Annotated in this window: 14 protein-coding genes and 4 tRNA genes; 14 read left to right on the forward strand and 4 right to left on the reverse strand. The window is 61.6% G+C overall.

The genetic code is table 11. The features are described 5' to 3' along the window. Nucleotides 1–127 precede the first annotated feature (127 nt). The 6 genes from AC0SZ7_RS27190 to AC0SZ7_RS27215 are packed head-to-tail and all read left to right on the forward strand — an operon-like array spanning nucleotide 128 to nucleotide 6,051. Complete coding sequence (locus AC0SZ7_RS27190) at nucleotides 128–1,222, forward strand: ABC transporter ATP-binding protein (protein ID WP_475507271.1); 1,095 nt, start codon at nucleotides 128–130, stop codon at nucleotides 1,220–1,222. Continuing rightward, nucleotides 1,222–2,310, forward strand: coding sequence for an ABC transporter ATP-binding protein (locus AC0SZ7_RS27195; RefSeq protein WP_475507272.1), 1,089 nt, complete (start codon nucleotides 1,222–1,224; stop codon nucleotides 2,308–2,310). Before AC0SZ7_RS27190 ends, AC0SZ7_RS27195 begins: the two co-directional genes overlap by 1 nt. Next, the gene (locus AC0SZ7_RS27200; protein WP_475507273.1) at nucleotides 2,307–3,170 is read left to right on the forward strand and encodes a carbohydrate ABC transporter permease; all 864 of its coding nucleotides are present in this window, start codon (nucleotides 2,307–2,309) and stop codon (nucleotides 3,168–3,170) included. The genes AC0SZ7_RS27195 and AC0SZ7_RS27200 overlap by 4 nt, the downstream gene beginning before the upstream one ends. A 7-nt stretch (nucleotides 3,171–3,177) precedes the next feature. Beyond that, nucleotides 3,178–3,978, forward strand: a complete 801-nt coding sequence (locus AC0SZ7_RS27205) for a carbohydrate ABC transporter permease (protein WP_475507274.1) — start codon at nucleotides 3,178–3,180, stop codon at nucleotides 3,976–3,978. Nucleotides 3,979–3,989: 11 nt separating this feature from the next. After that, nucleotides 3,990–4,262 carry a DUF2160 domain-containing protein gene (locus AC0SZ7_RS27210; protein ID WP_475507275.1) on the forward strand — a complete coding sequence of 91 codons (273 nt, stop codon included), beginning with the start codon at nucleotides 3,990–3,992 and terminating at the stop codon, nucleotides 4,260–4,262. 46 nt (nucleotides 4,263–4,308) lie between these two features. Beyond that, the gene (locus AC0SZ7_RS27215; protein WP_475507276.1) at nucleotides 4,309–6,051 is read left to right on the forward strand and encodes an ABC transporter substrate-binding protein; all 1,743 of its coding nucleotides are present in this window, start codon (nucleotides 4,309–4,311) and stop codon (nucleotides 6,049–6,051) included. 52 nt (nucleotides 6,052–6,103) lie between these two features. Here AC0SZ7_RS27215 and AC0SZ7_RS27220 read toward each other — a convergent pair whose 3' ends face one another. Both AC0SZ7_RS27220 and folD read right to left on the reverse strand, forming a co-directional pair. Further along, complete coding sequence (locus tag AC0SZ7_RS27220; RefSeq protein WP_475507277.1) at nucleotides 6,104–11,755, reverse strand: NEL-type E3 ubiquitin ligase domain-containing protein; 5,652 nt, start codon at nucleotides 11,753–11,755, stop codon at nucleotides 6,104–6,106. A 150-nt stretch (nucleotides 11,756–11,905) separates the two neighbouring features. After that, the gene (gene folD, locus AC0SZ7_RS27225; protein ID WP_475507278.1) at nucleotides 11,906–12,760 is read right to left on the reverse strand and encodes a bifunctional methylenetetrahydrofolate dehydrogenase/methenyltetrahydrofolate cyclohydrolase FolD; all 855 of its coding nucleotides are present in this window, start codon (nucleotides 12,758–12,760) and stop codon (nucleotides 11,906–11,908) included. Between the two features lie 279 nt (nucleotides 12,761–13,039). Here folD and AC0SZ7_RS27230 point away from each other — a divergent pair. The 4 genes from AC0SZ7_RS27230 to AC0SZ7_RS27245 all read left to right on the forward strand — a co-directional run bounded on the left by AC0SZ7_RS27230 (nucleotide 13,040) and on the right by AC0SZ7_RS27245 (nucleotide 13,494). Further along, nucleotides 13,040–13,116 (forward strand) — tRNA-Arg (locus tag AC0SZ7_RS27230). 32 nt (nucleotides 13,117–13,148) lie between these two features. After that, nucleotides 13,149–13,224, forward strand: a tRNA-His gene (locus AC0SZ7_RS27235). 56 nt (nucleotides 13,225–13,280) lie between these two features. Beyond that, nucleotides 13,281–13,365: transfer RNA gene (locus AC0SZ7_RS27240), tRNA-Leu, on the forward strand. Nucleotides 13,366–13,418: 53 nt separating this feature from the next. After that, nucleotides 13,419–13,494: transfer RNA gene (locus tag AC0SZ7_RS27245), tRNA-His, on the forward strand. A gap of 201 nt (nucleotides 13,495–13,695) precedes the next feature. On the opposite strand, the gene AC0SZ7_RS27250 is transcribed toward AC0SZ7_RS27245, so the two are convergent. Then, nucleotides 13,696–13,830: a hypothetical protein gene (locus AC0SZ7_RS27250; protein WP_475507279.1), complete on the reverse strand. Its 135-nt coding sequence runs from the start codon at nucleotides 13,828–13,830 to the stop codon at nucleotides 13,696–13,698. A 113-nt stretch (nucleotides 13,831–13,943) separates the two neighbouring features. Further along, nucleotides 13,944–14,081 (reverse strand): hypothetical protein, encoded by a 138-nt coding sequence (locus tag AC0SZ7_RS27255; RefSeq protein WP_475507280.1) that lies wholly within the window; start codon nucleotides 14,079–14,081, stop codon nucleotides 13,944–13,946. 91 nt (nucleotides 14,082–14,172) lie between these two features. On the opposite strand from AC0SZ7_RS27255, the gene tig reads away from it, so the two are divergent. The 4 genes from tig to lon all read left to right on the forward strand — a co-directional run bounded on the left by tig (nucleotide 14,173) and on the right by lon (nucleotide 20,154). Next, nucleotides 14,173–15,483 (forward strand): trigger factor, encoded by a 1,311-nt coding sequence (tig, locus tag AC0SZ7_RS27260; protein WP_475507281.1) that lies wholly within the window; start codon nucleotides 14,173–14,175, stop codon nucleotides 15,481–15,483. A 91-nt stretch (nucleotides 15,484–15,574) separates the two neighbouring features. Further along, nucleotides 15,575–16,216, forward strand: a complete 642-nt coding sequence (clpP, locus tag AC0SZ7_RS27265; RefSeq protein WP_416425826.1) for an ATP-dependent Clp endopeptidase proteolytic subunit ClpP — start codon at nucleotides 15,575–15,577, stop codon at nucleotides 16,214–16,216. 107 nt (nucleotides 16,217–16,323) lie between these two features. After that, nucleotides 16,324–17,607: an ATP-dependent Clp protease ATP-binding subunit ClpX gene (gene clpX / locus AC0SZ7_RS27270; RefSeq protein ID WP_475507282.1), complete on the forward strand. Its 1,284-nt coding sequence runs from the start codon at nucleotides 16,324–16,326 to the stop codon at nucleotides 17,605–17,607. A 150-nt stretch (nucleotides 17,608–17,757) separates the two neighbouring features. After that, complete coding sequence (gene lon / locus AC0SZ7_RS27275) at nucleotides 17,758–20,154, forward strand: endopeptidase La (RefSeq protein WP_475507283.1); 2,397 nt, start codon at nucleotides 17,758–17,760, stop codon at nucleotides 20,152–20,154. Nucleotides 20,155–20,192 lie beyond the last annotated feature (38 nt).

Below are 20,192 nucleotides of genomic sequence, written 5' to 3' on the forward strand. Positions count from 1 at the left end.
TGTAGCGGCAGGACGGATTCGGCAGTGCCTGTGAAAACAGCCACTTGGCGCAAAACGCGGGCCTGGCACGAAACTCGCTGTAATGCTGGCCTGGGCTGTTCCCCCAACAATAAGAAAAGGGCGCGCCATGTCACTTGTGCTGGAGCATGTCACCCGCGTCGTCGACACCCAGGTGTACCTCGACGATGCCAGCCTGAGCTTTGAGCCAGGTTCCTTCAATGTGCTGCTGGGCCGCACCCTGGCCGGCAAGACCAGCCTGATGCGGCTGATGGCCGGCCTCGACCGCCCCGACAGTGGCCGGGTGTTGATGAACGGCGTGGACGTGACGGGCCAGCCGGTGCGCAAGCGCAATGTGTCGATGGTCTACCAGCAGTTCATCAATTACCCGACCCTGACGGTGTTCGACAACATCGCTTCACCACTGCGGTTGGCGGGCATGCCTGCGGCGCAGATCACCGAACGCGTGCACGCCACGGCGAAGATGCTGCGCATCGAGCATCTGCTGGCCCGCTACCCGCTGGCGCTGTCGGGCGGCCAGCAGCAGCGCACGGCCATGGCCCGCGCGCTGGCCAAGGATGCCGAACTGATTCTGTTCGACGAGCCGCTGGTGAACCTCGACTACAAGCTGCGCGAAGAATTGCGCCAGGAGATGCGCGAGCTGTTCGCCAGCCGCCACACTATCGCCGTGTACGCCACCACCGAGCCCAACGAGGCGCTTGCCCTGGGCGGCACTACCACCATTCTGCACGAGGGCAGGGTGATCCAGAGCGGCCCCACGCCCCAGGTCTACCACCACCCCGACAGCGTGCTGGCCGCCGAGCTGTTTTCCGAACCGCCGATCAACCTCATGCCCGGGCGCATCGCCGGCCACGAGGTGAGCTTCGCCGACTTCGTGCACTTCCCGCGCAATGCCGACCTGCGCAACGTCGCCGACGGCCAGTACCGCTTTGGCGTGCGCCCCAGCCACCTGAGCCTGGTGCCTTCCAATGACGATGACCTGGAATTGGCGGTGACCGTGGAGCTGGCGGAAATCAGCGGCTCGGAGACCTTCCTGCACGTGCGCAACGAGCACTTCGCCCTGGTGCTGCACCTGCCCGGCGTGCATGCCTACGAGGTGGATGCGCCGATCAAGGTCTACATCCCCACCCATAAACTGTTCGTGTTCGCCGCCGACGGTGGCCTGATCCAGGCCCCCGGCCTGCGCGTGGCGAGGGTTGCCTGATGGCCGAAATACGCTTGCAGCACCTGGCCCACCGCTACGGCGCCAGTGGCGATGACTACGCCATACGGGAGATGAACCACATCTGGGAACAGGGCGGGGCCTATGCCTTGCTGGGCCCCTCGGGCTGCGGCAAGTCGACCCTGCTGAATATCATTTCCGGGCTGTTGAGCCCGTCCCAGGGCCAGGTGCTGTTCGATGGCAAGGTGGTCAACACCCTCAGCCCCGAGCAGCGCAACATCGCCCAGGTGTTCCAGTTCCCCGTGGTGTACGACACCATGACCGTGTTCGACAACCTGGCGTTCCCGCTGCGCAACCAGGGCATGGACGAGGCCCGCGTGCAGGCGCGGGTGCAGGAAGTGGCCGAGGTGCTGGACCTGCAGAAGCTTCTGCACAAGAAGGCGCGCAACCTCAGTGCCGATGAAAAGCAGAAGGTGTCGATGGGCCGTGGCCTGGTGCGCGAGGACGTTTCCGCGATTCTCTTCGACGAGCCGCTGACGGTCATCGACCCGCACCTGAAGTGGAAGCTGCGGCGCAAGCTCAAGCAGATTCACGAGCAGTTCAACATCACCATGGTCTACGTCACGCACGACCAGCTGGAAGCCTCCACGTTTGCCGACAAGATCGCCGTGATGTACGGCGGCCAGATCGTCCAGTTCGGCACCCCGCGCGAGCTGTTCGAACGGCCTGGCCACACGTTCGTCGGCTACTTCATCGGCAGCCCGGGCATGAACCTCATCGACGCTGCGGCGGCAGGCGATGGCGTCGACTTTGCCGGCGTGCACCTGCCGCTGTCCGAAGGGCTGCAGCGCCAATTGGCGCACGTGCCGGACCAGCGCCTGAAGGTGGGCATCCGCCCCGAGTTCGTGCGGGTATGGGACGAGCCGTTCGAAGGCGCGTGGCCGGCGCAGCTTGTGCACGTCGAGGACCTGGGCACCTACAAGATCCTCACCCTGGCGCTCAATGGCGTGAAGCTCAAGGCGCGCCTGCCTGAAGACCGTGCCGTGCCAGGCGCGGGCCTGCACATCGGGTTCCCGGCGCAGTGGCTGATGGTGTACGCCGATGACTACCTGGTGGAGGTGGCACCATGAAAGTGCAGAACAACCGTGCCTGGTGGCTGGTGCTGCCGGTATTTCTGCTGGTGGCGTTCAGCGCCGTGGTGCCGATGATGACCGTGGTCAACTACTCACTGCAGGACATCTTCGACCAGTCCAGCCGCTACTTCGTCGGCGCCGATTGGTACCGCCAGGTGCTGCGCGACCCGCAACTGCACGATTCATTGCTGCGCCAGTTCATCTATTCGGCGTGCGTGCTGTTGATAGAGATTCCGCTGGGCATCGGCATCGCCCTGACCATGCCGGCGCGGGGGCGGGCGTCGTCGCTGTGCCTGATTGTCATGGCCATCCCGCTGCTGATTCCGTGGAACGTGGTGGGCACCATCTGGCAGATCTTCGGCCGCGCCGACATCGGCTTGCTGGGCTGGTCGCTGAACGCCATGGGCGTGGGCTACAACTACGCGGCCAACACCCGCGACGCCTGGATCACCGTGCTGGTGATGGACGTGTGGCACTGGACCTCGCTGGTGGCGCTGTTGTGCTATTCGGGCCTGCGCGCCATACCCGACGTGTATTACCAGGCCGCGCGCATCGACCGCGCCTCGGCCTGGGCGGTGTTCCGGCACATCCAGCTGCCGAAGATGAAAAGCGTGCTGTTGATCGCGGTGATGCTGCGCTTCATGGACAGTTTCATGATTTACACCGAGCCATTCGTGCTGACCGGCGGCGGCCCCGGCAATGCCACCACGTTCCTCAGCCAGACCCTGACCAAGATGGCCGTGGGGCAGTTCGACCTGGGCCCGGCGGCGGCGTTCTCGCTGGTGTATTTCCTCATCATCCTGCTGGTGTCATGGGTGTTCTACACCGCCATGACCCACGGCGACGACAACCGCTGAGGTGGCCATGAAACTGCGCAAGCTGGTGCCGCTGCTGCTGTACATCCTGTTCCTGCTGGTGCCTATCTACTGGCTGCTGAACATGTCCTTCAAAAGCAATGGCGAAATACTCGGCAGCCTGACCCTGTGGCCGCAGGATTTCACCCTGAACAACTACCGGGTCATTTTCACCGACCCCAGCTGGTACAACGGCTACCTCAATTCGTTGTGGTACGTGAGCCTCAACACGGTGATTTCCCTGACCGTGGCGTTGCCGGCGGCCTACGCCTTCTCGCGTTACCGGTTCCTGGGCGACAAGCATCTGTTCTTCTGGTTGCTGACCAACCGCATGGCGCCACCCGCCGTGTTCCTGTTGCCGTTTTTCCAGCTGTATTCCTCCATTGGCCTGTTCGACACGCACATTGCCGTGGCCCTGGCCCACTGCCTGTTCAACGTGCCGCTGGCGGTGTGGATCCTGGAAGGTTTCATGTCCGGGGTGCCCAAGGAAATCGACGAGACCGCCTACATAGACGGCTACAGCTTCCCCGGCTTCTTTTTGAAGATCTTCGTGCCGCTGATTGGCTCCGGCATCGGCGTCACGGCGTTTTTCTGCTTCATGTTCTCCTGGGTCGAGCTGCTGCTGGCGCGCACCCTCACCTCTGTCAACGCCAAGCCCATCGCCGCGGTCATGACCCGCACGGTATCGGCTTCGGGCATCGACTGGGGGGTACTGGCCGCCGCCGGGGTGTTGACCATCCTGCCCGGCATGCTGGTGATCTGGTTCGTTCGCAACCACGTGGCCAAGGGCTTCGCCCTGGGCCGGGTATAGAGGAGAGCGCCATGGACTGGATGGCCTGGACACTGCCCACCGCCGCCTTTTTCACTGCCGTCGGCCTGGTGCTGCTGGGCATGACGCTGTGGGAGTTGCGTGCCCCCGGCGTGGCGCGGCGTGGTTGGCTGCCGATTGTCACCACCCGTGGCGACCGGCTTTTCATCGGACTGCTCGGCAGCGCCTACCTGCACCTGCTGGTGATCGGCGTGACCGACTGGAGCATCTGGGTGGCCTCGCTGCTGTCCCTGGTGTGGCTGTTGGCTGTGATGCGCTGGGGTTGACCACATGGGTCGGCAGGCTGCGTGAATAATCAATCAGGAGGTCACTATGTTCGACAACAACAATAAACTCAGACATAGCATTGCCCTGGCTTCGGCGCTGGCGCTGTGTGGCTTGAGTGCCGCTGCGTGGGCGGATGCCTATGAAGAGGCGGCGAAAAAATGGGTGGGCAGCGAGTTCAAGCCCTCGACCCTGACGCCCGACCAGCAGATGGCCGAGATGAAATGGTTCATCAAGGCGGCCGAGCCGTTTCGCGGCATGAAGATCAACGTCGTGTCGGAAACCCTCACCACCCACGAATACGAATCCAAGACCCTGGCCAAGGCGTTTACCGAGATCACCGGTATCCAGTTGACTCACGACCTGCTGCAGGAAGGCGACGTCGTGGAAAAGCTGCAGACGCAGATGCAGTCGGACAAGAACATCTACGACGGCTGGGTGAATGACTCGGACCTGATCGGCACCCACTTCCGCTACGGCAAGACCGAGTCGATCACCGACCTGATGGCCAACGAGGGCAAGAACTTCACCTCGCCCACCCTGGACATCAAGGACTTCATCGGCATTTCCTTCACCACCGCGCCGGACGGCAAGGTGTATCAGCTGCCCGACCAGCAGTTCGCCAACCTTTACTGGTTCCGCGCCGACTGGTTCGAGCGGCCGGAACTCAAGGCCAAGTTCAAGCAAATCTATGGCTATGAGCTGGGCGTGCCAGTGAACTGGTCGGCCTACGAGGACATCGCCAAGTTCTTCAGCCAGGACGTCAAGGAAATCGACGGCAAACGGGTGTACGGCCACATGGACTACGGCAAGAAAGACCCGTCCCTGGGCTGGCGCTTCACCGATGCCTGGTTCTCGATGGCGGGCGGGGGCGACAAGGGCCTACCCAATGGCCTGCCGGTGGACGAGTGGGGCATACGCGTGCAGGACTGTCATCCGGTGGGCTCCAGCGTGACCCGCGGCGGCGACACCAATGGCCCGGCGGCGGTGTTCGCCACGCAAAAATATGTGGACTGGCTCAAGGCCTATGCACCGCCGGAGGCGGCCGGCATGACTTTCTCCGAGTCCGGGCCGGTGCCGTCCCAGGGCAACATCGCCCAGCAGATATTCTGGTACACCGCCTTCACCGCCGACATGACCAAGCCAGGGCTGCCGGTGATGAACGCCGACGGCACGCCGAAGTGGCGCATGGCGCCATCGCCCAAGGGCCCGTATTGGGAAGAGGGGATGAAACTGGGTTACCAGGACACCGGTTCCTGGACCTTCCTCTACTCCACGCCGGAGAAACAGCGCCTGGCCGCCTGGCTCTACGCGCAGTTCGTGACCTCGAAAACGGTATCGCTGAAGAAAACCATCGTCGGCCTGACGCCTATTCGCGAGTCGGACATCAATTCCCAGGCCATGACCGATCTTGCGCCCAAGTTGGGCGGCCTGGTTGAGTTCTACCGCAGCCCGGCGCGGGTGCAGTGGACACCCACCGGCACCAACGTGCCCGACTACCCGCGCCTGGCGCAGCTGTGGTGGAGCCACATCGCCGAGGTGGCCAGCGGCGAGAAAACTCCCCAGGAAGCCCTGGATGGCCTGGCCAAGGACCAGGATGCGGTGATGAGCCGGCTGGAACGCTCCAAGGCGCAGAAAACCTGTGCGCCGATCATGAACCCCGAGCGTGATGCGCAGTACTGGTTTGACCAGCCGGGCGCGCCGAAGCCGAAGCTGGCCAACGAGAAGCCTCAGGGCGAAACGGTGAGCTATGCCCAGTTGCTGAAATCCTGGGAGGCGGCGCGTAAATAACCAGCGCGGGGGCAACAGGAAACCGGCCAATGGCCGGTTTCCTTTTTTCAGGCTATGGATTGCCTTGCTGGTTGGTCAGCTGCATCAGCAGGTTGCGTTCATTGGCCAGCAACTGCCGGTCGAGTTGCTTGATACGCTCGCCGATCTGCTCCATGGTTTCGTCCGGGTAACGGTCGGTGAGCGCCAGCACCTGCTCTTCGTATTCTGCGCGCAGGGCCTGGAAGAGCTCGGGGTAGGCGTCGCGCAGGTACTCGGTCCAGAACGACTGGTCCGCTGCGAAGTCCAGGAACGGTTGCCCTTGCTCGCCACGGCCGACTTCACTGCGCGCCTCATTCAGCTCGCCCGGACGCAGGTTGGCGGAGCTTTCGAACAACATGCGCGACGGCGGAATCGGCAGGTCCAGTTCCTGGGCCAGGTGCAGGCGATACGCCAGGCGTACCTCTGCTTCGTCGCGGGCGCCGGCATTGCGCACGGCCAGGTCATCCAGGGCGTTCAGGCGGAACAGGCGCCGCACCAGATTCTGCAGCTGTGGCCCGCGGCCTTCGCCGGTAATGGTGCGCGTAGCCTGGCGAGTGAACACCTGCACCTCCATCTGGTTGAACGCCAGGCGAATGCCGTCCGGGCAGGTGCCGTGGGCGTCCAGCAACTGCAGGGGCTCTTGCGCCATGCCGTTAAGCAGCAGGCGCAGTTCATCGTCCTTGGCGGCTTGCTCCAGTACGGTCCACACGCGCCGCACCAACTCGGGCCGGGTCTTGGCGCTACGGTAGTCGGCGGTCTGGCGCAGGCGGTTGATCAGGTTCAGCAGGTCGGGGGTGCCGGTATCGGCCGCAACAGTGTCCCAGGTCTGTTGCAGGGTTACCTCCTGATCAAGGGCTTCACGCAGCCAGGGTTCGGCCGACGGTGCTTCCACCTCATTCGACAGGCCAGGGCTGTGCGATGAGTGCTGCGAAGTGCTGGAGGTGGGGTCGTCCGAGCTGTGGGATTCGCTTTGGGTCATTTCGGCGATGTCGTCGGGCAGGTCCATTTCAAAGGCAAACGGGCGGTAATAAGACTCCGACACGTGGGCGCGGCGCATGGTGTCGTACTCCAGGTTGTTGCCGCGCAGCTCGATGGTGGTATGCCCGGTGTCGCGACGGTGGTTTTCCAGCAGGTATTCGGGCAGCGAGGTCAGGCGGTTGTCGCGCAGGTTGACCCGGCCCAGGAAGTCCGGGATCAAGCTGTCCAGCCATTGCGGCCAGGCAGTGATGCCCATGCGCTCCAGGCTCAACAGGTCGAGGTTGGCATTGCGCAGCGCCGATACTTCGTCGATGGTGCCCAAAGTATTGCCGTCCAGGCTCAGGTGCTGCAGCCCGGGAATCTCGGCGAAGAAGTCCATGGCGGCCTGGTCGATGACCAGACCCTGGTCAATCAAATTCAGGCTGCGCAGGGATGGCAGCTCCAGCAGCGCTGTCGGCAGCCCAGGCAGGGCGGTGGGGGAACCGTCGATGGTCAGCCGCTCCAGCTGCGGGAAGTCGCGCAGCAGCTGGTTCAATTGCGCGGGGCTGGCGATGGGTTCGTTCAGTTGCAGGTCGAGCACTTCGCGGTAGAAAAAGGCGGGCAGGGTGTGCGGGAATTCGGCTGCCGCCGCGCCGTTAAGCTCCAGTATCGGCGCGGCGTTCTCGGCGGTGAGGATGCGCCAGAACTGGGTGATGGCATGGCCTGTCGAGCGGCGCGTGGCCAGGGTGGTTTCGCTGGGCGGCGCCGAAGAGCTGGAGGCGTCGCGCCAATCGGCCACGGCCTGTTGCAATTGCTGCTGTTGCTCGATGCTGGCCTCGACGCTGGCGCGTGGCAGGTCGGTATCGAAGGTATAGCGGCCATCGGGCTGCTCGCTTTCGATGGCCGTGCGCATGGTCTCGCGGTTCAGGCTGTTGTCCGTCAGCACCAGCCGGGTGCTGCGGCCGGTACCGGTGGGGTTTTCCAGCACGTGGTCGGGCAGGGTGACCAGGCGGTTGCCGCGCAGGGAAATCTCGGTGGCGTGGTCCAGGAGTGCCGGGTTGAACAGGTTGGGCTGAAATTCGCTCCATTCGTCACTCAGCGAATCCAGGCCGAGGTAATCCAGATTCAGGTTGGCGAAGTTGGGTTGCTCGTAGAAACGGTTACCGCTCAGGTCCAGGCGCCTGAGCTGGGTGAGGCCGCGAATTTCCTGTAGCCGCGCGCTGCCGATAGGCAGGCGCAGGTTCACCAGGCGTAACTCGACGAGGTTGGGGAAGTGCACGGCAATCAGCGACGTCCAGTTGCTGAACAGGCTGTAGGGCCCCAATGCGCCGCCTTCGTTGATGCTCAAGGCAGTGACATGTTCGAACTGGCTGAACAACCGGTCCACGGCGTTCTGGTCGCCTTGTATGGCTTCCAGTAGCGACAAGGAAGGGCTGTTTTCAAGTGGGCGCACGCTGAACAGTTCAAGGCGTTGTACGCGGTCGCGTAGAAAGCGCGGCAGGTCCGCTGGGAAATCGTTGAGGTACACCGCCTCCAGGCGAAGGCTGTGGCCGGCCTGGGTGGTCTCGGGCAGGCTGCTGGCGCGCCAGAATTGCTGCAGCGCATCGCCTATGCGTTGGCGGCTCAGCTGGCGCGCAGGCGACAGGCGCTGGTTGGCCGAGCCCAGCGCCCATTGGTCCAGGTAGGCCTGTAACAGCCGCTGTTCCTCGAACAGCTGGTTTAGCCGTTGGTCAATGGCAGCACGGTCCAGGCCGCGGGCATAGAGCTGGTCAAGGATACCCTGGGCATCGGTATCCAGAGCCGCCTCCAGTTCCAGCAGGCGGATTTTGTCCAGCAGTGACTCTTCGAGGATGAGCTGCGGTGTACCGCTCACGGGCATGCCGGCGCGGCCGCCTGCCAGCTCCATGGGCGACTTTGCGCCGGGCTTGTCCGGGGCCATCTGCAGCAGCTCCTGCACCTTGCGCCGGGGCAGCAGCGGGGCATCGCGAACCACCGCGATGGGTGCTGGGTTGGCGGCTGACCAGCCAGGCAGTGAGGCCGCTGTCTGGTGCTGCACCACAGTGCTGTCGGGTGTGTTCACCGAATCCAGGTACACACCTTCATAAGCCCTGGCCAACCGCACCTTGGCTTGATAAGCGCGTGCTTCGTCGGCTACCCGTGGCGGCAGCGTGCGATCGTTGCGCATCAGCGCCTGCTCCACCGGGTTGGCGTGGGTGGCCAATTCCTCGGCGACCGTAACGGGCAGGTCGGGGAAGTGCTTCTGGATCAGCGCGGCCAGCGGGTCGACCGTTGCCTGCGAGGCCTGGTAGCGCTGGGCAAACAGTTCGACGCGGTGGGTAGTGGCGTTGTCCAGCAACTGCTGACGCAGGATGAGCCTGGCGTAGGGGCCGGGCTCGCTGCCCAGCAGGGCGCGCACCTCGTCGGCGTGCAGGCTGTCGAGCACCACCTGCAGTGCATCGATCTCGTTGTCGTGAACGATAATGGTGTTGTCGCGGGTGGCGGTGAATTGGCGGATCACCTCGCCATCCGGGCTTTCCAGCCGCAGGGCCTTGTCCGCTGGCCAGCGCGGGTGTTCAGCCAGCAGTTGCAGCAGCAACTGCGGATCGGCCGGGGGCTGCGGCGCTTCCAGTTGGGCGATGACGGTGTCCAGTTCCTGGTCGAGCTTGAACCGCAGCAAGGTGTCTTCCAGCAGCGCTGGCGGTTGCTCGGCCTCGGCCAGGCACAGGCGCAATGTGGCTTCGTGGGTGCCGCTGATGCGCATGATGCGCCCTGCGCGGGTATCGGAAATACCGTCGGTAATGGGCCCCATCTTGCGGAACAACTCGGGCCCTTGCCAGGTGTGCGGTGTGTCGACATCACTGAGCCAGGCGCCCTTGCCATTGGTGCGCAGGGGCGGCTCGTAGGCGCCTGCCTTGCTCGGGTGCGCCAGGCGGTAAGGCAGGTCACCCTCCGGGGCCTTGACCGAATAGGTGCCCTCTTCGCGCTTGAGCCAGTGCTTGCCGTCGTGGTTGTACAGGCCCTGCTCGTCGGGTTTGCTCAGGGTGGGCAATTCAATGTCGTGCTGGTACGGCCCAAGGTCCGGCTTCCACAGCCGCGTGACCCCGTTGGGCAAAGGGATTTTCTTCAGCGTGCTGATCACTTTCGGCAGCACGTACTTGGTTGCCACATAGCCGGCCCCGGCAAAGGCCGCCAGCATGGCGACGTTTTCCGCCACCCCCAGGAAGTGGCCAATGGCGGCTTCCTTGTCGCCCTCCAGCAGGCTTTCGAAGCCCTCGATGGTATTCCAGCACAGTTCCACGGCGGTCATCACCAGCAAGGCCTCGCCCAAGCCTGGCACGAAGAAGGCGGCCACGTTCAGGGCCATGAAGAACTTGCCCTTGATGTAGTCGGCGCGCTCTTCCTGGGTCTTGCGGTCTTCGGCCTCGGTGGTCACCACGTGGAACAGGGCGTCATCCTTGAGGGTATCGACTTTGTGGTTGACCAATTCTTCCAGCAGGAAATCTTCGAAGGCGATGGGCCTGGGCTTGATATCGGCCATCGGGTCCTTGCCAGGCACCCAGCGTTCGTTGGCGTTGTCCCAGGTCTTGGGGTGCAGCGCGTCATCCAGTTGGCGGAACAGCGTGGCGCGCTCGCGGGCGGGTACGAAGCGCGCCAGGAACTGCAGGTAACCGGGCTTGAACAGGTTGCCGCGCAAGGCGCTGACGAAATCGGGGATGGAGGGGTAGGTCTTCAGCGAATTGAACGGATCATCCGGTATATAGACGGTCACGCGCACGGGCTGGTCGGGCAGGGTGGTGCGCTCGCGGATCAGTACGATGCCTTTGAGTACGGTCTTGAACAACCGCAGGGAATGGCAGCGGCTGGAGCTTTTGTTGTGCGCGATGTTCAGCAGGTCAGCATGGGTGGCCTGGTCGATGTCGCCTTTCATGTAGGCGATGTGGCTCTGCACCAGCAGTGACGAGCGTTCAAACAGCTTCATCTGCGCCGTGCTGTTGGCCAGCGCGCTGCCGGGGGCGTCGCCCGGCCGGTAGCTCCAGTTCAGCGCTACGTTGATGCATTCCTGGTAACGCTGGCCCAGGTCCAGCTCGCGGCACAGCTGGGCGAACGCGTGGGCGGGAATGCCCACCGGCGTACCGCTGATGGTCAGGTTATCGATGCTGAACCCCATGTAGATGTCGGCCTTGAGGGCACCATCGTCCATGCCGTGGTGTTCGGCCTCCCAGGCTTCGAAGTTCTGCAGGGCGGCCTGCAGCAGGCTGCAGGTTGCCGCTTGCATGGCCTGCTCGTGGCGTGCCTTGCGGTCGGCGTTGAAGGTTTCCAGGTCCACGTCGGCTTCGTGGCCGAAGGCGTAGGTGGCAGGGATGACCACCCGCTTGGCATTGAACAGGTAAGTTTCGGTGCTATCCAGCGTCTCATCGAAGCGCCGTTTTATCGCCTGTTCCAGCAGCGGCTTGGCAAACGCTTGCGGGGAAGGAATGCGCGCCATGATGGCGTTGACTTGCTCGGTATCGTGGCGGTGCAGCAGGTGCGCCTGCTGGAATTGCGCGACCACTTCGGGCATGTCCCGAAGGGCCTTTTCATACCAGGTCATGGGCGGCAGGGGTTTGCTCTTGATGGCGGCGTGCAGGTCGGGACTGACCTTTGCCATCCATGTGGGCAATTGGCTTTCAAGCAGGTCGTAGTGGGGGGTGGTACGTATATCGAACGTCGCGGGTGTGTCGCGCAGCATGTTGGTGGCCCTTTGGCTGGTTCAAAGGGCGGCAGTGTGGTTATTCGTGCCCGGGTAACGGTGCTCAATAATTATCGCTGCCGGCAGGCACAAAAAAACGCCGCACCCGGGGACGGCGTGCGGCGTTTTTTTTCAGCGGTGCCGAATCACTCAGGCATGCAGCGTTTCGCAGGCATACAGGGTGTTTTCCAGCAGGCAGGCGCGGGTCATGGGGCCGACGCCGCCTGGTACCGGGGTAATCCAGCCAGCGCGGGGCAGGGCGGTGTCGTACACCACGTCGCCCACCAGCTTGCCGTCTTCCTGGCGGTTGATGCCGACGTCGATGACGATGGCGCCTTCCTTCACCCACTCACCCTTGACCAGGCCAGGCTTGCCGGCAGCCACCACCACCAGGTCGGCGCGGCCGACGTGGCCGGCCAGGTCCTTGGTGAAGCGGTGGGTGACGGTGACGGTGCAGCCAGCCAGCAGCAGCTCCATGGCCATGGGGCGGCCCACGATGTTGGAGGCGCCAACCACTACCGCGTTCATGCCGTACAGGTCCTGGCCGGTGCTTTCCAGCAGGGTCATGATGCCTTTCGGTGTGCACGGGCGCAGCAGCGGAATGCGCTGGGCCAGGCGGCCGACGTTGTAGGGGTGGAAACCGTCCACGTCCTTGTCGGGGCGAATGCGTTCCAGCAGCTTGGAGGCGTCCAGGTGCTCGGGCAGCGGCAGTTGCAGCAGAATGCCGTCGATGTCGGCATCGTCGTTGAGGCGGTCGATCAGGCTTTCCAGCTCAAGCTGGGTGGTCTGGGCAGGCATATCGAAGGCCTGGGACAGAAAGCCGACCTCTTCACAGTCTTTACGCTTGTGCGAGACATATACCTGGGAAGCAGGATCGCTGCCGACCAGGATCACGGCCAGGCCCGGGGTGCGCAGGCCTTGCTGGCGGCGCTCGGTGACCCGTTGGGCGATCTGCTGGCGCAGGCTGGCGGCGATCGCCTTGCCGTCGATTAGTTGTGCAGTCATGTCGCGTGGTTAACCATCGAGAGGGAAGAAAATGTGCGCGCATTCTCGCATGCCGGGCGCGATGGGCAAAGGCGCTTGGTCCGACGATTCCGCTAAGCCCTTAAATAAAATGAATTTTTTTCAGAAAAAGATTGACGACCCTACCGACCGTCTATAACATTCGTCGCACTTGTCGGGCAGAGCCTAGCACTGGTGAAGAAGGTCAGGCAGAGTTGAGTATTTAACTCCGCAGGACTGAAGCTTAAAATTTGTAGTCGTCACAGAGTGCAGATTAAATAAGCGCCCGTAGCTCAGCTGGATAGAGCATCCGCCTTCTAAGCGGATGGTCGCAGGTTCGAGTCCTGCCGGGTGCGCCATTAGGCAGCTTTGGCACAAGTAACGCAATATGGTGGGCGTAGCTCAGTTGGTAGAGCACAGGATTGTGACTCCTGTTGTCGTGGGTTCGATCCCCATCGTCCACCCCATATTTCGAAAGGCGCCTGATGAAAATCTGGCGCCTTTGCTTTAAAAAGCTTCACATGCGGACGTGGTGAAATTGGTAGACACACTGGATTTAGGTTCCAGCGGCGCAAGCTGTAAGAGTTCGAGTCTCTTCGTCCGCACCATTTAAGCTGTATCGCCCCGTTTGTAATGGGGGCACTGGTAACACCGTTTTATGGTGGGCGTAGCTCAGTTGGTAGAGCACAGGATTGTGACTCCTGTTGTCGTGGGTTCGATCCCCATCGTCCACCCCATATCTCATGAAAAAGGCGCCTGATGCGAATCAGGCGCCTTTTTTGTCTGCGTGGAGTTTAATCAGTCGCCTGGCGAGCAAAGGCTGCCAGGGCCTGAAATGTCGGTGTTACCAGCCTTTGCGCAGTAGCTGGCAATAAAGCAGGCCCACAAAAAAGCCCGCCTTCTTTCGAGGGCGGGCTTTTTCATTCATTCAGCAATTATCAACGGTACCAGCCGCCGTGGTGTCCGCCACCACCGCCATGTCCGTGGTCTGGCAGGATAATGCACCCGGAAGTGCTGGCAATGGCGATGGCGGCGAAGGCGGCCACGGTGAGTTTGGTCAGTTTGTTGAACACGGTTGTCTCCTGGTGTCGGGGGTAATGCGCCCGTTCTGATGTATCAGACACCGAATTTTTGTAACTGTTTGTCTACGAACGTAAATATTTTGCAAAGATCCGCGTGCGCGATATCAGTGCGGGGTGTTTTTGGAAATGCCGTCGGTCGCATGGCCGGGTACGCTGAAAACGCCGCCCATGGCCCTGCCAAGCCCTTTGCGGGCGGGCTTTTGCGACGGTTTTGCCATTCCTTGTTTCAAGCTGTCTTGCATAGGGTGACTTCTTGTGTTCGACCCTCTAGAATGCATGCCCTTGATTGGGGTCGGAAATGGCCGGCTAACGTCTGTGCAACGAGGAAAATCCATGCAAGTTTCTGTTGAAAACACTTCCGCTCTCGAGCGCCGCATGACCATCGGCGTGCCTGCCGAGCGCATCGAGACCGAAGTCAACAAGCGTCTGCAACAGACTGCCCGTCGCGCTAAGGTTCCAGGCTTCCGTCCTGGCAAAGTGCCGATGAGCGTGATTCGTCAGCGCTACGAAGATTCCGCACGTCAGGAAGCCCTGGGCGACCTGATCCAGGCGACTTTCTACGAAGCCGTGGTTGAGCAGAAGCTGAATCCAGCCGGTGCCCCGGCTGTCGAACCTAAAGTGTTCGAAAAGGGCAAGGACCTGGAATACATCGCTACTTTCGAAGTATTCCCAGAGTTCGCCGTCGCAGGTTTCGAGTCCATCAACGTCGAGCGCCTGAGCGCCGAAGTTGCTGATGCCGACCTGGACAACATGCTGGAAATCCTGCGCAAGCAGAACGTTCGTTTTGAAGCTGCCGACCGCGCCGCTGCAAACGAAGACCAGCTGAACATCGATTTCGTCGGCAAGATCGACGGCGAAGCCTTCGCTGGTGGTTCGGCCCAGGGCACTCAGCTGGTGCTGGGTTCCGGCCGCATGATCCCGGGCTTCGAAGATGGCCTGGTTGGCGCCAAGGCCGGTGAAGAGCGCGTTCTGACCCTGACCTTCCCAGAGGACTATCAGAACCTGGACCTGGCCGGCAAGGCCGCCGAGTTCACCGTTACCGTGAACAGCGTTTCCGCACCGACCCTGCCTGAGCTGAACGAAGCCTTCTTCAACCAGTTCGGCATCAAGGAAACCGGTCTGGAAGGCTTCCGCACCGAAGTTCGCAAGAACATGGAGCGCGAGCTGCGCCAGGCCATCAAGACCAAGGTGAAGAACCAGGTCATGGACGGTCTGCTGGCTGCCAACCCGATCGAAGTGCCAAAAGCCCTGCTGGAAAACGAAGTGAACCGCCTGCGCGTTCAAGCCGTTCAGCAGTTCGGTGGCAACATCAAGCCTGACCAACTGCCAGCCGAGCTGTTCGAAGAACAAGCCAAGCGTCGCGTTGTGCTGGGTCTGATCGTCGCTGAAGTGGTCAAGGCCAACGAGCTAAAGCCGGACGAAGCCCGCGTACGTGAGCTGATCCAGGAAATGGCCTCGGCCTACCAGGAGCCAGAGCAGGTCGTGGCCTGGTACTACAAGAACGACCAGCAGCTGAACGAAGTCCGTTCGGTTGTGCTGGAAGAGCAAGTTGTGGATACTGTTCTGCAGAAAGCTAGTGTGACCGACAAAGCGGTCTCCTACGAAGAAGCAGTCAAGCCGGCTGAAGCTGCACAAGCCGACTGATTCCTTCCAGCGTTGGAACACCACCATAAGCCAGCCTTCGCGCTGGCTTATGCGTATTCAAGACTTGACTATTTGGGAGTGAGTGCGAGACATGTCCCGCAATTCTTATATTCAGCACAGTTCTGACATCCAGGCCGCTGGCGGCCTGGTCCCGATGGTTGTCGAGCAATCGGCTCGTGGCGAACGCGCCTACGACATCTACTCGCGCCTGTTGAAAGAGCGAGTGATCTTCCTGATTGGCCCGGTAGAAGACTACATGGCCAACCTGGTGTGCGCGCAGTTGCTCTTCCTCGAAGCCGAGAACCCGGACAAGGATATCCATCTCTACATCAACAGCCCTGGCGGCTCGGTCACTGCTGGCATGTCGATCTACGACACCATGCAGTTCATCAAGCCGGACGTGTCCACCACCTGCATCGGTCAGGCCTGCAGCATGGGCGCTTTCCTGCTGGCCGGTGGTGCCAAGGGCAAGCGTTACTGCCTGCCGAACTCGCGTGTGATGATTCACCAGCCACTGGGCGGTTTCCAGGGCCAGGCGTCGGACATCGATATTCACGCCCGCGAAATTCTCTCGATCCGTCACCGCCTGAACGAGCTGCTGGCGTTCCACACCGGCCAGACCCTCGAGCAGATCGAGCAGGACACCAATCGTGACAACTTCATGAGCGCCGACCGCGCGGCCGAATACGGCCTGGTCGACTCCGTGATCAACAAGCGTCAGATGCCTGCCTAAGCGGAGCAAATGCCAGGTGGTTGGCACAACCAGCCACCTGTGGACTTGAAAAACCCCGCGATTGCCTTCATCTTGTGTTGCAAGCCTATCGGATTTGGATCGATCGAATGACTGACACCCGCAACGGCGAGGACAACGGCAAATTGCTCTATTGCTCCTTCTGTGGCAAAAGCCAGCATGAAGTGCGCAAATTGATTGCCGGCCCCTCGGTCTTTATCTGCGACGAGTGCGTCGACCTGTGCAACGACATCATCCGCGAGGAGGTGCAAGAAGCCCAGGCCGAGAGCAACGCGCATAAATTGCCTTCGCCCAAAGAAATCAGCGGCATCCTTGATCAGTACGTGATTGGTCAGGAACGCGCTAAAAAGGTTTTGGCGGTAGCGGTGTACAACCACTACAAGCGCCTCAATCAACGTGACAAGAAGGGTGACGACGTCGAACTGGGCAAGAGCAACATCCTGCTCATCGGCCCGACCGGTTCGGGCAAGACGCTGCTGGCTGAAACCCTGGCGCGCCTGCTCAACGTACCCTTCACCATCGCCGACGCCACCACGCTGACAGAAGCGGGTTATGTCGGTGAAGACGTTGAAAACATTATTCAAAAGCTGTTGCAGAAATGCGACTACGATGTCGAGAAGGCCCAGATGGGCATTGTCTACATCGACGAGATCGACAAGATCTCGCGCAAATCCGACAACCCGTCCATCACCCGTGACGTTTCGGGCGAGGGCGTGCAGCAGGCACTGTTGAAGCTGATCGAGGGCACCGTTGCCTCGGTACCGCCACAAGGCGGTCGCAAGCATCCTCAGCAGGAATTCCTGCAGGTAGACACCCGTAATATCCTGTTCATCTGCGGTGGTGCGTTCTCTGGCCTGGAAAAGGTCATCCAGAACCGTTCCACGGCTGGCGGCATCGGCTTCAACGCCGAAGTGCGCAGCAAGCAGGAAGGCAAGAAGGTGGGCGAGTCCCTGCGTGAAGTCGAGCCTGATGACCTGGTCAAATTCGGTCTGATCCCCGAATTCGTTGGCCGCCTGCCGGTGCTGGCCACCTTGGACGAACTCGATGAGGCTGCGCTGATGCAGATCCTGACCGAGCCCAAGAACGCCCTCACCAAGCAATACGCCAAGCTGTTCGAGATGGAAGGCGTGGACCTCGAGTTCCGCACCGACGCGCTGAAGTCCGTGGCCCATCGTGCGCTGGAGCGCAAGACCGGTGCCCGTGGCCTGCGTTCCATCCTGGAAGGCGTGCTGCTGGACACCATGTACGAGATCCCTTCGCAGACCGACGTCAGCAAAGTGGTGATCGACGAAAGCGTCATCGAAGGAAAGTCCAAGCCACTGTTAATCTACGAAAACAGTGAGTCGCCAGCCAAGGCTGCGCCAGACGCATAAGTCGTACTGCGGCTTGAAACAGGAAGGGGCCTTCGGGCCCCTTTGCTTTTCCTGCCCCGCAGCGCTTGTTTTTTTTGGGGGCTGCCCCCACATTGACTACAAGCTCAATTCCACTGTCTACGGCCCTTGGGCCGCTGTAGAGGCGAAATCATGAAGACAACCATCGAATTGCCTCTCCTGCCATTGCGTGATGTCGTCGTGTATCCGCACATGGTGATCCCGCTGTTCGTGGGGCGCGAGAAATCCATCGAAGCCCTCGAGGCCGCGATGACGGGCGAAAAGCAGATCCTGCTGCTGGCCCAGAAGAATCCTGCCGACGATGATCCAGGCGAAGACGCCCTGTATCGCGTGGGTACCGTTGCTACCGTGCTGCAACTGCTCAAGCTGCCTGATGGCACCGTCAAGGTGCTGGTCGAGGGCGAGCAGCGCGGCACCGTCGAAAGTTTCATGGAAGTGGACGGCCATTGCCGCGCTGAAGTGCAGCTGATCGACGAAGTCGATGCCCCGGACCGCGAGTCCGAAGTGTTCGTGCGCAGCCTGCTGGCCCAGTTCGAGCAATACGTGCAGCTGGGCAAGAAAGTCCCTGCCGAAGTCCTGTCCTCGCTCAACAGCATTGATGAACCCGGCCGCCTGGTAGATACCATGGCCGCGCACATGGCGCTGAAAATCGAGCAGAAGCAGGAAATTCTCGAAATCATCGACCTGTCCGCACGGGTCGAACACGTGCTGGCCCTGCTGGACGCCGAAATCGACCTGCTGCAGGTCGAGAAGCGCATCCGCGGCCGCGTGAAAAAACAGATGGAGCGCAGTCAGCGCGAGTACTACCTGAATGAGCAGATGAAGGCCATTCAGAAAGAGCTCGGCGACAGCGATGAAGGCCATAACGAAGTCGAAGAGCTGAAAAAGCGCATCGATGCCGCCGGCCTGCCCAAGGATGCCCTGGCCAAGGCCACTGCCGAGCTGAACAAGCTCAAGCAGATGTCGCCGATGTCGGCCGAGGCCACCGTGGTGCGTTCCTACATCGACTGGCTGGTGCAGGTGCCGTGGAAGGCGCAGAGCAAGGTGCGCCTGGACCTGGCGCGCGCCGAGGATATCCTCGACGCCGACCACTACGGCCTGGAAGAGGTCAAGGAGCGCATCCTTGAGTACCTCGCCGTGCAAAAGCGCGTGAAAAAGATCCGTGGTCCGGTGCTGTGCCTGGTTGGCCCGCCTGGCGTGGGTAAAACCTCGCTGGCCGAGTCCATCGCCCATGCCACCAACCGCAAGTTCGTGCGCATGGCCCTGGGTGGCGTGCGTGACGAGGCCGAGATTCGTGGCCACCGCCGCACCTACATCGGCTCCATGCCTGGCCGCCTGATCCAGAAGATGACCAAGGTGGGGGTGCGCAACCCGCTGTTCCTGCTGGACGAAATCGACAAGATGGGCAGCGACATGCGTGGCGACCCGGCGTCGGCATTGCTGGAAGTGCTCGACCCCGAGCAGAACCACAACTTCAACGACCACTACCTGGAAGTCGACTACGACCTCTCGGACGTGATGTTCCTGTGCACCTCGAACTCCATGAACATCCCGCCAGCGCTGCTGGACCGGATGGAAGTGATCCGCCTGCCGGGTTACACCGAGGACGAGAAGATCAACATCGCCACCAAGTACCTGTCGCCCAAGCAGATCGCCGCCAACGGCCTGAAGAAGGGTGAGCTGGAACTGGACGTGGCCGCGATTCGCGACATCATCCGCTACTACACCCGCGAAGCCGGTGTGCGTGGCCTGGAGCGCCAGATCGCCAAGGTCTGCCGCAAGGTGGTGAAGGAACACGCCCGCGACAAGCATTTCTCGGTGAAAGTGACCGCCGATTCGCTGGAACACTTCCTGGGCGTGCGCAAGTTCCGCTACGGCCTGGCCGAGCAGCAGGATCAGATTGGCCAGGTAACGGGCCTTGCGTGGACCCAGGTGGGCGGCGAATTGCTGACCATCGAGGCCGCCGTGGTACCGGGCAAGGGCCAACTGATCAAGACCGGTTCGCTGGGCGACGTGATGGTCGAATCCATCACCGCGGCCCTGACCGTGGTGCGCAGCCGTGCCAAGAGCCTGGGCATTCCCCTGGACTTCCACGAGAAGCGCGACACCCACATCCACATGCCTGAAGGCGCCACGCCAAAAGACGGCCCAAGTGCCGGCGTGGGCATGTGCACCGCCCTGGTTTCGGCGTTGACGCAGATTCCGGTGCGTGCAGATGTGGCCATGACCGGCGAGATCACCCTGCGTGGTCAAGTGCTGGCCATTGGCGGTCTGAAGGAGAAATTGCTGGCGGCTCACCGGGGTGGGATCAAGACCGTGATCATTCCCGAAGAGAACGTGCGTGATTTGAAGGAAATTCCTGACAATATTAAGCAGGATCTTCAGATTAAACCGGTTAAATGGATTGACGAAGTGCTCCAGATTGCGCTGCAATACGCCCCGGAGCCCTTGCCCGATGTGGCTCCGGAGATAGTCGCGAAGGACGAGAAACGCGACGCGGATTCCAAGGAAAGAATCAGCACGCACTAGCACGTATTTTGGCCGGGGGGCTTTTCTTGACAGCTTTT

The sequence above is a fragment of the Pseudomonas sp. JC1203 genome (genome assembly GCF_056175065.1).